Origin of the sequence: Lewinella sp. JB7 (assembly GCF_024297185.1) — a bacterium.
Lineage (GTDB): Bacteria > Bacteroidota > Bacteroidia > Chitinophagales > Saprospiraceae > Neolewinella.
Map to the genome: position 1 here is coordinate 170,538 of NZ_JANCTD010000009.1, position 14,592 is coordinate 185,129.

10 protein-coding genes are annotated in these 14,592 nt (G+C 60.9%); 5 read left to right on the plus strand and 5 right to left on the minus strand.

Annotated elements, in window-relative coordinates; genetic code table 11:
- Positions 1-150 precede the first annotated feature (150 nt).
- Positions 151-945 carry a DUF1206 domain-containing protein gene (locus tag NMA52_RS16065; protein ID WP_254828723.1) on the plus strand — a complete coding sequence of 265 codons (795 nt, stop codon included), beginning with the start codon at positions 151-153 and terminating at the stop codon, positions 943-945.
- On the opposite strand, the gene NMA52_RS16070 is transcribed toward NMA52_RS16065, so the two are convergent.
- From NMA52_RS16070 to NMA52_RS16085, 4 genes are all read right to left on the minus strand, one after another.
- Positions 930-1,487, minus strand: coding sequence for a GNAT family N-acetyltransferase (locus NMA52_RS16070; protein WP_254828724.1), 558 nt, complete (start codon positions 1,485-1,487; stop codon positions 930-932). The genes NMA52_RS16065 and NMA52_RS16070 overlap by 16 nt on opposite strands.
- A 4-nt stretch (positions 1,488-1,491) precedes the next feature.
- A complete protein-coding gene (locus tag NMA52_RS16075; RefSeq protein ID WP_254828725.1) occupies positions 1,492-2,166 on the minus strand; it encodes an SOS response-associated peptidase in 675 nt (224 codons plus the stop codon).
- A 145-nt stretch (positions 2,167-2,311) separates the two neighbouring features.
- Positions 2,312-5,167, minus strand: coding sequence for a translation initiation factor IF-2 (gene infB / locus NMA52_RS16080; protein ID WP_254828726.1), 2,856 nt, complete (start codon positions 5,165-5,167; stop codon positions 2,312-2,314).
- Positions 5,168-5,440: 273 nt separating this feature from the next.
- A complete protein-coding gene (locus NMA52_RS16085; protein ID WP_254828727.1) occupies positions 5,441-5,860 on the minus strand; it encodes a DUF1801 domain-containing protein in 420 nt (139 codons plus the stop codon).
- Positions 5,861-5,964: 104 nt separating this feature from the next.
- Here NMA52_RS16085 and NMA52_RS16090 point away from each other — a divergent pair, with 104 nt between their 5' ends.
- From NMA52_RS16090 to NMA52_RS16100, 3 genes are all read left to right on the plus strand, one after another.
- Entirely contained in the window at positions 5,965-8,949 is a 2,985-nt protein-coding gene (locus tag NMA52_RS16090; protein ID WP_254828728.1) for an amidohydrolase family protein, read from the plus strand.
- 10 nt (positions 8,950-8,959) lie between these two features.
- On the plus strand, positions 8,960-10,258 hold the full coding sequence (locus tag NMA52_RS16095) for an amidohydrolase family protein (protein ID WP_254828729.1): 1,299 nt from the start codon (positions 8,960-8,962) through the stop codon (positions 10,256-10,258).
- Between the two features lie 186 nt (positions 10,259-10,444).
- Positions 10,445-13,066, plus strand: a complete 2,622-nt coding sequence (locus tag NMA52_RS16100; RefSeq protein ID WP_254828730.1) for a DUF5686 and carboxypeptidase regulatory-like domain-containing protein — start codon at positions 10,445-10,447, stop codon at positions 13,064-13,066.
- A 2-nt stretch (positions 13,067-13,068) separates the two neighbouring features.
- Here NMA52_RS16100 and hisH read toward each other — a convergent pair whose 3' ends face one another.
- Positions 13,069-13,659 (minus strand): imidazole glycerol phosphate synthase subunit HisH, encoded by a 591-nt coding sequence (gene hisH / locus NMA52_RS16105; RefSeq protein ID WP_254828731.1) that lies wholly within the window; start codon positions 13,657-13,659, stop codon positions 13,069-13,071.
- Between the two features lie 88 nt (positions 13,660-13,747).
- Here hisH and NMA52_RS16110 point away from each other — a divergent pair, with 88 nt between their 5' ends.
- Positions 13,748-14,572: a hypothetical protein gene (locus tag NMA52_RS16110; RefSeq protein ID WP_254828732.1), complete on the plus strand. Its 825-nt coding sequence runs from the start codon at positions 13,748-13,750 to the stop codon at positions 14,570-14,572.
- Positions 14,573-14,592: the final 20 nt, after the last annotated feature.

A 14,592-nucleotide genomic window follows, 5' to 3' on the forward strand; every position in this document is an offset into this window, starting at 1 on the left:
GCCGCTACGGTGCGGGGTGCCCGGTGCAAATCGTGGGCAAAGGTATACCTAATTCTCGTCATGACGGACCATAAGCAGACGAACCATACCGCCGTTTTCCGATTCGAACAATCCGTACCCGATTTGCCCTTAATGAAGTAAACATCCCCGATGGCGCTGAGTAAATCTACCGAAAACAAGTTATTCATCACCGGATACACCGCTAAGGGCATCGTGTATTCCCTCATCGGCATATTCGCCATCGCCGGGGTAGTCGGCGGCGCGGGCGGGTCGGGCGGCGGACCCAAGGCGGTCATCAGCTGGATCGGCACCAACCCCTTCGGTCAGGTCCTGCTGTTCCTCATCGGCGTCGGCCTGCTGGCCTATTGCAGCTGGCGGTGGTATACGGCCGTACAGGACAAGAAAAACGAAGGAAAGGACAAGGAGGGTATCGTCAAACGCATCGCCTACGCCGTTAGTGGTACGGCCTACGGTGTACTTAGTGCCCATGCCTTCAAACTGGCGTTCGGCGGCGGTGGCGGCGGCGGCGGTCAGAGTAAGCAAGACATCATTGCCCGCATTCTTTCCGAAAGTTGGGGGCCGTACGTCATCGGGGCGATCGCCCTCATCATGGCCGGCGTCGCGATCTTTCAACTGTACCGGGCCATCACCAACAAGCACATGGAGGGTATCGAAGGACAACAGCTCAGCCACGACCAACGGGAAACGTTCAAGAAAACCGGTGAGGTCGGCCTCACTGCCCGCTTCGTGGTCTACGGCATCATCGCCTACTCCCTCTTCAAGGCCGCTACGATGGATGATGCCAGCAAGTTTAGGGGCATCGGGGAGTCACTCTCCTACATCGAAAACCAGTCCTACGGCGCCGCCCTACTGTCCATCGTCGGACTCGGCTTGCTGGCCTACGGCATCTTCATGTTCGTACGGGCCCGTTACGAGCGGGTCTGACCGAATTCCTTTTCCATCTGCCAATCCTCCATCAGGAAGCCCCGTCCGATGTCGGTATCGTGGCGGCCCACCTTCACGAACCCCAGGTGCTCGTAGAAACTGACGGCGGGGTTCTGGTAGTTTACGTCCAGGCGTAGCCGTTGTTGCCCCTCCCGTCGCGCGATCCGTTCCACCCACTCGATCAGTGCCCGTCCGAATCCCCGCCCCTGGGTACCCGGCAGCAGGTAGATCTTATGGATCTTGGTCGTGTTCGGCAAGTGGTCCAGTTCGTGGCTCACGTAGCCCACCGGACGGTACCGTAGAAGCGACTGGGGTCCGTAATCGGAAGTTTCCCGGCCCAGGGCGTCCAGTAAAAGGTGAAAGACGTGGCCGCGTGCCACCTGCTCGGCTATAGCCTCCGGCCGGTACATCATTTGCAGCATGTACTCGATTTGCTCGGTAGAGAGTATGCCCCCGAAGGTCTCCGGCCAGGTACGCCGGGCGATTTGCTCGATGCTGGAGTAATCGGCCGCCGTAGCGGGCACGATGCGGTAAGTCTGCATGTAACTAAGTTAGCCGCTCGTGCAATTCCGGACCATTGTTCCGCACGTTTCCTACCTGAGGATTTACGGGATAGGGGCTCAGCGTTCCGTCGGGCGGGGTACGCAGGAGCCCGAGAATATCCGGTAGAGCAGCGTTCGGATCCAGCCAGCTGCTCTGCTGCTCATCGTCAAGCAGTAGCATGGGCATCCGGTCGTGGATGGGTTCCATTTCCGCGTTCGGCGGTCCGGTTATGATCGAGTAGGTGTGCACGATATCCCCACCGTCCTTAGGGCGCCACTCCTCCCAGATCCCCGCCATGACCAGCAGGCTTTCGTCCGTCGGGAGGATGCGGTAGGGCGTTTTCTTCCCGTCCCTGCGCTGCCACTCATAAAAGCTGTCTCCGATGACGAGGCACCGCCGTTCCCGGATGGGCCTTCGGAAGCTCGGCTTGTCCTCGATTCCCTCGCTGCGGGCGTTGATCATGCGGGCGCCGATGCCGAGATCCTTCGCCCAAAAGGGTACCAGTCCCCAGCGGAAGGAGGATAAGCGGTCCGGCGCCTGGTCGGTGATCACCAGCCCGTTCTGCGTCGGGGCCATATTGTAATTCGCCGGTAGTCCATCCGCGGGTTTGATCAGCTCTTTGGTGAACTGCTTCCGCAATTTGGCTTCGTCGATGACTACGCTGTATCGTCCGCACATGGGTCAGTAGGGGTAAGATTTGAGAATCCGGGGGCACAGGCGTAACGAAAATAGGGAACAAAGGATCACGACCGAGCGTCACCTTCATTCCCTATTCTATTTGATCGTGCAACCGGGCCGCCGGAAGCGGCCGTGCTTAACGCCCTTAGTTGCTCTGCATCTTCTGCTTGACCTCAACAATCTCGTATCCTTCGATCACGTCACCTTCCTTGATGTCGTTGAAGTTCTTGATGTTAAGACCACATTCCATGCCGTTGCGGACTTCCTTGACGTCGTCCTTAAAGCGCTTGAGACTGGCGAGTTCTCCCTGCTGGCCCTCCTTGAGGGGGAAGACGACGATACCGTCGCGGATGACCCGGATGAGGGTATTGCGGGTGATCTTGCCCTCCTCCACGAAACAGCCGGCAATGGTACCCACCTTCGAAATCTTGAAGACTTCGCGGACGGACACCTGACAGGTCGTCTTTTCCTCGCGGGTCGGTTCGAGCATGCCTTCGATGGCGCTGCTGATCTCGTCGATGGCCTCGTAGATGATCGAGTAGGTCTTGATCTCCACGCCCTCCCGCTCGGCGAGCTTGCGGGCGGAAGAACTCGGGCGCACCTGGAAGCCGACGATGATGGCATCCGAAGCGGTGGCCAGCAAGATGTCGGAATCGATGATCTGGCCGACGGCCTTATGGATCACGTTGACCTGTACGGTCTCCTGGGAGAGCTTGATGAGCGAGTCGGACAGGGCCTCTACGGAACCGTCCACGTCACCCTTCACGATGAGGTTGAGCTCCTTGAAGGTACCCAGGGCCAGGCGGCGACCGATCTCGTCGAGCGATACCCGCTTGGCGGCGCGGTTGGCCTGTTCGCGACTGATCTGCGCGCGGCGGCTGGCCAGCTGGCGGGCTTCCTGCTCACTGGGCATAACCTTGAGGATCTCACCGGCCTGGGGGGCACCGTCGAGGCCCAGCAGCAGTACGGGCGAACCCGGTCCTACTTCCTTCACGCGTTTGTTGCGTTCGTTGAACATGGCGCGGACACGTCCGCTGGCTTCACCGGCGACGAGAATGTCCTGCACCCGGAGGGTTCCGTGCTGCACCAGGATCTTGGTGACGTAGCCACGTCCCTTTTCCAGCGAGGCTTCCAGAACGGTAGCTACGGCGGGGCGGTCGGGGTTGGCGGAGAGCTCAAGCATTTCGGCTTCGAGCAGTACTTTTTCGAGCAGTTCGGGGATGCCTTCTCCCTTCAGGGCGCTGATGTCCTGCGACTGGTACTTACCTCCCCACTCCTCGACCTGGTAGCCCATGGAGGCCAGTTCGGTCTTGATGCGGTCGGGGTTAGCACCGGGCCGGTCGATCTTGTTGATGGCGAAGATCATCGGTACTCCGGCGGCTTCGGCGTGGCTGATGGCCTCCTTGGTCTGGGGCATCACGTTGTCGTCGGCGGCGATGATGATGATGGCGATGTCGGTCACCTTGGCACCCCGCGCACGCATGGCCGTAAAGGCTTCGTGACCCGGCGTATCCAGGAAGGTGATCTCCTTGCCGTTCTCCAGTTTCACCTCGTAGGCACCGATGTGCTGGGTGATACCACCGGCCTCACCGGCGATGACGTTGGAGTCGCGAATGCGGTCGAGCAGCGAGGTCTTACCGTGATCGACGTGACCCATAACGGTCACGATCGGCGGACGGGATTCGAGATCCTCCGGATCGTCGATGTACTCTTCCTCTTCCTCCTCCGACTCGTCGACGTTGATGAACTCGACCTCGTGGTTGAATTCCTCGGCTACGAGTTCGATGATCTCGGCGTCGAGTCGCTGGTTGATCGACACGATCACGCCGGCGTTCATACAGGCGGTGATGACCTCCCCGATACCGACGTCCATCATGTTGGCCAGTTCCTGAGCGGTTACGAACTCCGTCACCTGCAGTTTGCCGGTGGTTTGCTCGTCCATCATCGCTTCCTGCTTCTCGCGGATGCGATCGCGGTTATCGCGACGTTGACGCTGACGCTTCTTTTTGCCACCGCCGCCCTGCAGACGGGCCATGGTAGCCTTGATCTTGTCTTCGATGTCCTTCGCGGATACTTCGCGGGGTTCATCATTGCGTCCGCCCGTGCGGCCACGGTCATTACCACCGCGACCTCCGCCGCCACCGCGCTGTCCGCCGGTCTGGGGCGGGCCGGTGGTGATCTTTTTGCGTTTGCGCTTCTTACGGCTGTCGTCGGTCGAGGCCGCGCCGCGCTTTTCGGGCTTCTTGATCTCGATCTTTCCGAGCACCTTCAGTCCGCGAAGTTTGGGTTCCGCCGTGACGTGTACGTCGGGGGTTTCCGTGGCCTTCACTTCCGTAACGGGGGCCGGAGCGTCCGGCTTATTGGTCTTGGCGGTTGCCGGCGTGGGCGCGGCGGGTTTCGGGGCCGCGGGTTCGGCGGGAGCACGTTTCGCCTCGGGTTTGGGGGCCGGTCTACGTTCGGGCTTAGGCTGCTCTTTTTTGGACGGGCGACGTTTGGTTGCTTCCAGATCAATCTTTCCCATCACCTTCAGGCCGGGCACTTCGCGCTTCTGCGGCTCCTGGGTGGCCGGTGGAGTCTTGGCGGGCTCCCTGGTCGTTTCCTTGGGCGCCTCGGCGGCGGGCTTCGGTTCAGGTTGCTTGGCGGCCGGTGGCGGCGGCGGGGTAGGCGGCGTGGCCTTGGCTACCGGCTGGGGCTGCACGGGCGGCGGCGCGGGAGTACTGGCCGGACGGGGCGGCGGCGGTGGCGGCGGGGTAGCACGCACGACGGGAGGTGGCGGCGGCGGCGGCGGTGCGGTCGGCCGGGTGCCGAACTCCATCTTGCTCGCTTTCTCCTTGTCCGAAATGGCCTTCGCGAATTCTTGACGTACGGCGGATTCCATCTCGCTACTGACTTGCGCGATCGGCTTATTCTCGATCTCGAAGCCCTTACCGGTCAGGAACTCGACGATCGTCGAGGTCGCTACGTTCAATTCCTTCGCTACTTTAATTAGTCGTTTACTCATTCGATCTCTTAAGCACGTCATAGTTTTACCGCGGGGTGCCGCCGCGGGGCCATTTAGAACTACCCTAAAAAGCCGATTTTCCCCGCCTGTCTGACGCCGCGTCGGGGAGGACTTCCGGAACACTATCCGAATGCGACGCAAATATAACCTAATCTAAGGTACAAAGCGGCAGGCTCACCTGCTTTGTGCCGTGTCTGGGTAAACGTCTATCGGCAAACATGGTTGATTGCTCACCCCCAAGGATTATTTACACCTCCCTTACTCCCGGCCGGATCAGTAGCGGATGTCATTATCCCGTACCGCGCTCACCGTGGATTCGACGAGCGCACGGAGTACTTCTTGGTCTACGTCTTCTAACCGTTTGATGTACAGGCAGCTTCTTCCCGTCCGGTGCTTCCCGAGGCGGTCGAGCAAAGCCTGCTCCCGCCGCACGCCCGCCATGAGGTACAGCGTCAGGTCCTGTTTACGCGGACTGAAGCCCACCTCCATCCAGTCGCCTTCCCGACCGGTGGCGTATTTGTACCGGTACGTGCCGAAACCCACGATACTGTCGCCCCACATCACGGGCGGGTGCCCCGATACTTCCTGCATCAGCTCCACGATGGCCAGGCTGTCGGCTCGCTTGCGGGGGTCTTCGATGCGGTCGATAAACGCCGCTACGGATGCTTCGGTGGGCTGGGTCTTGTTCGCCATACGGGCGTCGGGGAGTTGGTATTTGCGTAAGTTCGTACTTTTCCGTCACGTTTTTTGCTTTCCAAAGACCGCACCAAATTTACCGTCTCCACAATTCTAGCTACATGTTGATACGACGCTGGCCGGCAATCGCCCTGGCCCTGATCCTTTGCGCCGGCTACGCCCACGCGCAGGTTACTTTTCCCTACAATGGCGTATACGACCAGCGTGAGGGCCACTATGCCTTTACGGGAGCCACGGTACACGTAAGTCCGGAGCAAACGGTAGAAAACGCCACCCTCACCATTCGTAACGGCAAGGTCGTTTCCGTCGTCAGCGGCGGGGCGGTGAACGCAGGAGCGGTGGAGGTTAAGCTGAACGGCAAGCACGTTTACCCGAGCTTTATCGAGGTATACGGCGACTACGGGATGCCCGAAGTAAAGGAGGGACGCCGTGGCCGCGGTACGCCCCCCCAACTCGAGAGCAATACCGACGGAGCATACGCCTGGAACCAGGCCATGCGGCCGGAAACCGACGCGGCGGCCCTATTCACCATCGACGCCAAGGCCGCTAAACCCCTGCGGGAGGCCGGCTTCGGCACCGTATCCACTCACCACCCCGATGGCATCAGCCGGGGTTCGGCCGCGGTGGTCACCCTGGGGGAAAGTAGCGATAACGAGGTCCTCATCAAACGGGACGCCGCTCACCACCTGTCCTTCGACAAGGGTTCCTCGGGGCAGGCCTACCCCAACTCCCGCATGGGAGAGATTGCCCTGCTGCGGCAAACCTACCTCGACGCGGAATGGTACGCCGGTCAGAACGGCGAGGAAACTAACCTGAGCCTGGAAGCCTGGACGGACCGCCAGGACCTTCCCCAAATCTTCGCCGTCGACAACTGGCAAGATGCCCTGCGGGCCGACCAGGTGGGCGATGAATTCGGAAAACAGTACATCATCCGTGGTGGAGGCGACGAGTATCAGCGCCTGCAACCCCTGAAGGCATCGGGCGCCACCTTCATCCTGCCCCTCAAGTTCCCGGATACCTACGACGTCAGCGATCCCTTTGCCGCCGACCTCATCTCCATCGGCCAGCTCCGTCACTGGGAACGGGCCCCGGGCAACGTCGCCGCGGTCGCCGGCGCCGGTATCCCCTTCGTACTGACTGCCGATGGCCTGGATAAGCCCACTGACCTGCACGATGCCATGCGCAAGGCCGTGCGGGCCGGGGCGGACGCGAAAGACGTCTTTGCCGGACTGACCACCGCGCCGGCGCGTCTCCTCGGCATCGAGAAGCTCGTCGGCACCCTGGAAAGCGGCAAGCTGGCCAACTTCATCGTTACCGACAAGGACCCCTTCACCGATAAGGCCACCATTTACCAGAACTGGGTGCAGGGCAAAGCCTTCGAGCTGAAGCCCCTCCAATCGGTCGACCTGTCCAGTGCCTACGACATTACCGTCGGTTCGGCGAAGTACGCGGCCAGCATCACCGGGGCGCCCGGAAGCCAGAAGATGACCGTCAGCCCGGCCGGCGATACGACCAGGACGGACGTAAGCTTTACCGAGAGCGGCGGGGTAGTCACCTTCCGGTTCCGCCCCGGTAAGGAGGGCGGCTACTACCGCATCAACGCCACGCCCGACGGAGACGGATACGTCGGTACCGGACGCGATCCCGACGGCAACATCGTCACCTTCACCGCTACGCCGGCCTCCACCAAGTCCACCGAGGACGCGAAGAAGGAGGAGAAAGACAAGGAGGAGGACCGCCCGGAATACCGTGGGCGTCTTACCTACCCCAACATCGCCTACGGTCTGAGCGAAATGCCCCGTGCCGGCCGCGTGCTGTTCCGCAATGCTACGGTCTGGACGAATGAAGACGACGGCATCCTGGAAAACACCGACGTTCTCATCGAGGACGGAAAGATCAGCCGGGTAGGAAAGGAGTTGTCCGACCGCGGCGCCGAGGTCATTGATGCTACCGGTATGCACCTTACCAGCGGCATCATCGACGAGCATAGCCACATCGCGCTCAGCGACGTGAACGAGGGCACGGAATCAAGTACCGCCGAGGTCCGAATGGCTGACGTGGTGGATGCCGTGGACGAAAATATATACCGCCAACTCGCCGGCGGCGTGACGACCAGTCAGCTCCTGCACGGCTCAGCTAACCCCATCGGCGGTCAGTCGGCGATCATAAAACTGCGCTGGGGAGCTACCCCTCAGGAAATGATGTTCGCCGGTGCCGACCCCTTCATCAAATTCGCGCTCGGAGAGAACGTGAAGCAGTCCAACTGGGGCGATGCCAACCGCATCCGCTATCCCCAGACCCGCATGGGCGTGGAGCAGATCTTCGAAAATTACTTTAGCCGCGCCGCGGAATACGGCCGGGCACTGAAGGCCGGCGAGAACGTCCGTCGTGACCTGGAACTGGAAACGCTGCTGGAGATCCTCAACGACGAGCGCTTCATCACCTGTCACAGCTACCAGCAGGGCGAGATCAATATGCTCATGGAACTGGCCGAGCGCCACGGCTTCCGGGTGAACACCTTCACCCACATTCTCGAAGGCTACAAGGTGGCCGATAAGATGGCCGAGCACGGCGCGGCCGGGTCTACCTTCTCCGACTGGTGGGCCTACAAGTTCGAGGTCAACGAAGCCATCCCCTACAACGGAGCCCTCATGCACGAACAGGGTGTCCTTACCGGCTTCAATTCCGACGATGCCGAAATGGCCCGCCGCCTCAACCAGGAAGCCGCCAAGGCCGTCCTGTTCGGCGGCGTAAGCGAGGAGGAAGCCTGGAAGTTCGTGACCCTCAACCCGGCCAGGATGCTGCACATCGACGATCGCGTCGGCAGCGTACGCGCCGGCAAGGACGCCGACCTCGTGCTCTGGAACGAGAACCCCCTAAGTATTTACGCCCGCGCCGAACGTACCTACGTCGACGGTAAGGAGTACTTCAACCGCGAGGAGAACGAAGCCCGCCGGGACGAGCTCCTCGCCGAACGCAACGCCCTCATTCAGGCCAGCCTGGACGACAAAAAGAGCGGTGCAAAGACGCAATCCCCGAAGGGCAACAGCCGCCGCCTGCTCCACTGCGACAGCGTAAACCACTAAAGAAGAACCCATGATCTACCGAATAGAATACCCACTGACCCTGCTCCTGGTCATCCTGCTTGGCACCTGCGTCCGCGCCCAAAATCCGACGCCGGCGGCACGGCAATCGACTCCCTTCGCCGTTACCGGAGTTACCGTACACGTCGGCGACGGCACCGTACTCGAAGGGGCCACCCTGCTGATCCGCGACGGAAAGATCGCCGAAGTGGGAAGCGGTGTACAAGTGCCTAGCGGCTACGAATCCATCGACGGCAGCGGCAAGCACGTATACCCCGGCCTCATCGCCCTGAACAGCCAACTCGGTCTGACCGAGATCGGAGCCGTCCGCGCGACCAACGATCAACGGGAAGTAGGAACCTTCAACCCTAATGCCCGTGCCCTGATCGCCTTTAATACCGACTCCCAGGTCATTCCTACCGTACGCTCCCGGGGGGTACTGTTGGCGCAAGCCACGCCGGAGGGAAGTCTCGTCAGCGGCCGGAGCAGCATCCTGCAACTTGACGCCTGGAACTTCGAGGATGCCGCGGTTCTTGCCGACGACGGGGTGCACGTCAACTGGCCCAACCGCAACAGCTACAACTGGCAAACCGGCGATCTGAAGCCCAACGAAAACTACGACGAACAGGTCCGCGAACTCGAGTCGTTCCTGCAGCAGGCCGGCAGCTACTGTGGCCGTTCGGAAGAAGACGGCGGCAACCGGCTGCTCAAGTTGGAGGCCTTCTGCGAAGCCATCGCGGGGAACGCTAACGCCTACCTGCACGCCGACGAAGCCCGCAACATTCAGGCCGGCGTGCTGCTGATGAAGCGTATGGGCGCCCGGCCGGTCGTGGTCGGCGGCGGTCAGGCTCATTTGATCACGGATTTCCTGAAGCGGGAAGGCGTGCCGGTGATCCTGAGCAGTACCCAGGCCCTCCCAAACTCCCAGGACGACGCCATCGATCAGCCCTACCGCAACCCCGCCCTGCTGGCCGAGGCCGGGGTGGAATTCGCCATCAGTCACGAAGGATACTGGCAGCAACGTAACCTCCCCTTCGTGGCCGGACAGGCGGTCGGCTTCGGGTTACCTTACGAGAAGGCCGTGGAGGCCATTACCCTGGCTCCGGCCCGGATCGTGGGCATCGACGCCGACTACGGGAGCGTCACCCGCGGAAAATCCGCTACCTTTGTGATCGTTGATGGCGATCTGCTCGATATGCGCACCAGTGTTGTCGAGAAAGCGTACATCGATGGTAGGGATGTCAACCTGGACAACAAACAGGCCGAGCTCTACCGGAAATTTAAAGAAAAGTACCGCCGGTTGACGCGGTAAAACACCTAACTCGTATCCAGCAATTATTCATGGCAGTGGCCCGCCGCCCCGAGGGGATGTGCGGGCCACGCTTTGTTTCGGCGCCGTTGGTCGGCGGGGAGGCCCCGTACTTCTAATGGCGGGGCGGGGCGGGGCGGTTTCCGGTGGCTGCGGCCTACATTCGTATTCTACCTCCAACCGCTCCGTATGATCGCCGCCCGTTGCACGCTCAGTTTTTTGCTCGTCCTGCTCACGGCGCTGGGTACCGCCCAGACCCTGACCGGGCGGGTCACCGACGAAGCTACCGGGGAAGCGCTGCCGTACACCTCCATATACGTACAACAAACCGGAACGGGCGCCACCACGAACACCGAGGGCCGGTACGAACTTAACCTACGCCCCGGTAAGAACACCATCATTTTTCAGTTTCTCGGCTACCAGACCCAGGTACGGGAGGTGGAAAGCGGCCGGGGTTCCCTCGACGTGCAGTTGCGCACCGAAGCCCTGGATCTGGATCAGGTGGAGGTACTCAGCGGAGCGGAGGATCTGAGCTACAGCGTCATCCGCCGGGCCATCGCCAAGGCCGATTACCACCGCAACCAGGTGGATCGCTACACCGCCGACGTATACCTGAAGGGGAAGGGAAAGGTGGATAAAATCCCGAAACTGTACCAAAAGCTCGTCCCGAAGGAGGAGCGTAGAGAGGTGACCGAAATCATCGGTAAGGACTTTACGAGTGAAACGACGAGCCGCATCACTTACGAGCGGCCCGCTACCTTCACCGAGGAAGTGCTGTCGAAGTACGTCGTAGGGGAGGAGGATTTTTCGGTAAGCGGGTACATTTTTTCCTCCTTCTACCAGCCGGAGGTGGCGGGGGTGGTCAGTCCGCTCTCTCCGAAGTCATTCGCCTATTACCGTTTTGAGCACGAGGGCGTCTTTATGGACCAGGGGAAGTTGATCAATAAGATCCAGGTGATCCCCCGCAGTCGGGGGGAAGACGTGTTCGAGGGCTACGTGTACATCGTCCAGGACGACTGGTCGTTGCACAGCCTCGACCTGCGAACGTACGGCATGGGCTTCACGGTCGACCTTAAAATTAACTACAATGAGGTGGCCGACCGCATCTGGATGCCCACCACGACGACCATCAGCGGTCGGGGAGGCATTCTCGGCATCAAGATCAGTGCCAGCTACATCGCCAGTACGAGCAACTACGACATCGAACTCAACCCCGATCTCGGCGGCTACGTGGAGGTCATCGACGAGCAAACGCAGCCGGAGGTCGCCGCGGCCACCCGCCGCGAAAACCAGACCGCCGGATACGAGGAAACCCTGGAATCCGGCGGCGAACTCACCCGTAAGGAACTCATGAAACTCATGCGCAATTACGAGCGGGATGAACGCGAAAAGACCGGCGAGCCCGAGGTAGTGGGTAATTATACCTTCAAGGACGACAGCGTAAAGACCATCCGCGACTCGGCCGCCTGGGAGGCCGTACGGCCCATTCCGCTGACGCAGGAGGAGATCGCCGGCTACCGCTACCAGGACAGCGTCGCCCGGGTGGCCCGCCTCGACAGCATCGCGGAAGCGCGGGGAGAGGACCTTCCCAGCGAGCAACGGGCCGGCAGGAAGCGGCTGCCCCCCGCCCTGCGCTTCGACGTAGCACCGGATCTGGTATTCAACCCCGTGGAAGGTTATGCCGTAGGGGCCAAGCTGACCAAAAATCTGCGCCGAACCGTCGTCGAGGATACCAGTAGCCACCAGGAGAAATTCGGTGAACTCAGTCTGCGTACCCGCTACGGCTTCGCCTGGAAGCGTGCCAGCTGGGAACTGGAATACCGGAACTGGACGGGCAAACGGGAGAAGGGGGAGTACTACTTTTCCGGGGGGCGTTACCTGCGGCAGTTCGATCCGGCGCCGGCCATCGATCCGGTACTCAACAGCTTCACCGCCCTGCTTTACGGAGACAACTACGCCCGGTTCTACGAGCGGGCCTACGCGACGGCCGGCTACCGCAAGCGTTTCAGCGATGCCTTCAAGATCGGGACGTCGGCTACTTTCGAGGACCGCCGTACGGTAAGTAATCACACCAACCACCGCTGGTGGGGGGAGGACGATTTCGCTTATGCGCCTAACCGTCCGTTTAATGCGGAGCGGGGGGAAATCGACCGAGTAGCGGACGCCGCGCTGATCGATGTCCGGGCGGCCTGGCGACCGGGGCTGAAGTACTTCATCCGCAACGGCAGAAAGCGGCTGATCGAGAATTCCGCCCCGACGCTGGGGTTCTATCTACAGGCGGGTTTACCCGGTCTCAGTGGCAGCGCATCCGACTTTACCCTGGTGGAAACCAGCTATCGTCACCGGTTCGCGGCCGGGCGTAAGGGAGCGGTCAACTTGCTGGTACGCGGCGGGGCGTTTTTGAATAACGCCTACGTAGACTTCCCCGACTTCAGGCACTTTGCGACCTCCGAGATATTCCTGACCCGCCTCGACCCCATCGGGAGCTACCGCCTGCTGCCCTACTACCGCAACAGCACCGCCGAGGAGTACCTCGAGGTATACGCGCACTACCAGTTCCGCAAACTGCTGTTCACGAACATCTGGCAACTGCACCTTATGGGACTAAAGGAGGATCTCTTCGTGAACTACCTCTACACGCCGACCAGCGAGCACTACACGGAGGTGGGCTACTCCCTGGACAATCTGTTGCGGGTACTGCGGCTGGAATTCGTCACCGCCTTCCGCGACGGACGCTACGACGACTTCGGGGTGCGCCTGAGTTTCACGACCACGTTCGGCGGCGGGGACGACGTGGCCGATGAATTTTAGGTTTACACCGCCAGAAAATCGCGTATGATCCGCTCCCCCACCTTCGCCGATTTTTCGGGGTGAAACTGGGCGGCGTAGAAGTTGTCCTTGCGCAGCATGGCGGCGAACTCCCGCCCGCAGTAGGTAGTGGTGGCGACGGTATCGGGCCCGGCCTCTACGTAATAACTGTGGACGTAGTAGCAGTAGCCGCCGTCAACCTCCCCGCTTACCCAGTCGTTGGCGGCAGCGAGTTTCACCTCGTTCCAGCCCATATGCGGCACCTTGTCGCCGTTGGTGGGCCGGAACTGTCGCACCCGTTCCGGAAAGATCCCCAGGCACTCCACGTCGCCCTCCTCGCTGTGGCTGCACAGCAACTGCATACCCACGCAAACCCCGAAGACGGGCTGGGTGAGGGAGCGGATGAGGTCGGCCAGCCCCGTTTCGTTCAGGTGCTTCATGGTGGAGGCCGCGTGGCCAACGCCGGGGAAGATGACCTTATCGGCCGCGCGAATCCTGTCGGGGTCGCTGGTCAATTCGTGCTCCACCCCAATGCGCTCGAGAGCGTAGAGGACGGAGCGAATATTGCCGGCGTTGTAGTCGATCACTGCTACCATGTCGCAAAAGTACGACAACCGTAATGGGGGTAAATTATACCGTAACCCGGGGCATATGTCGGCTACCGCTCGGGTCTACCTTTGCGGCATGCTACGTTCGTTCTCCTTTCCGTGTTCTCTCCATCACTGGCTAGCCGGCTGCCTACTCCTGACCGCCGGTTTTCTGACTGCCCAATCCGACAGTACCGTCATCCACCGCGAATTATCCGGGACCATCAGCGCCACTCACAATGGCATCTCCATCATTCCCTCGTTCTCGCTGGACAAACCGGCACTGATCATAAACCTGAAAATGGGAGGCAGCCGCTTCACCTTCGAACCCGACCTGCGTATGGCCCTGGAGGGTAAACCCTGGTCGATGCTCTTCTGGGGGCGCTACCAAGCCGTACGCGGCCGACGGTTCTCCCTCCGGTTAGGCGCGCACCCGGCCATCAACTTTCGCACGGTCATGGCCCAGGTCGGGGGCGAGTTTCGGGAGGTCATCGAAACCCGCCGCTACCTCGCCTCGGAGATCGTGCCGAACTTCCGCGTGAGTCCCCATCTGTCGGTAGGCATGTATTACCTCCACGGCCGGGGACTGGATGAAGGCATCAAGGTCAGCAATTTCGTGCAACTCAACGCCGCCCGGACCGGCATTCCCCTGTTTAGGGAGCTGCAACTCGATCTGTTTCCCCAGTTCTATTACTTGCGTACGGACGACCTGGATGGTACCTACGTGGCCGGAGCCTGGAGGATACGGAAACCAAACTTTCCCGTCGCGATAAGCGGGCTCGTCAACCGGAGCTTACGTACCGAGATCGCCCCGGAGCGGAAGTGGATCTGGAACATCGTGGTGGAGTACCATATCGCCGCTGGCCGTTGGACGGTCCCGAACCGGCAGCCGTTGGACGGTTTCAAACCGTCCAACGGCTAGCGGTTTTAAACCGTCCAACG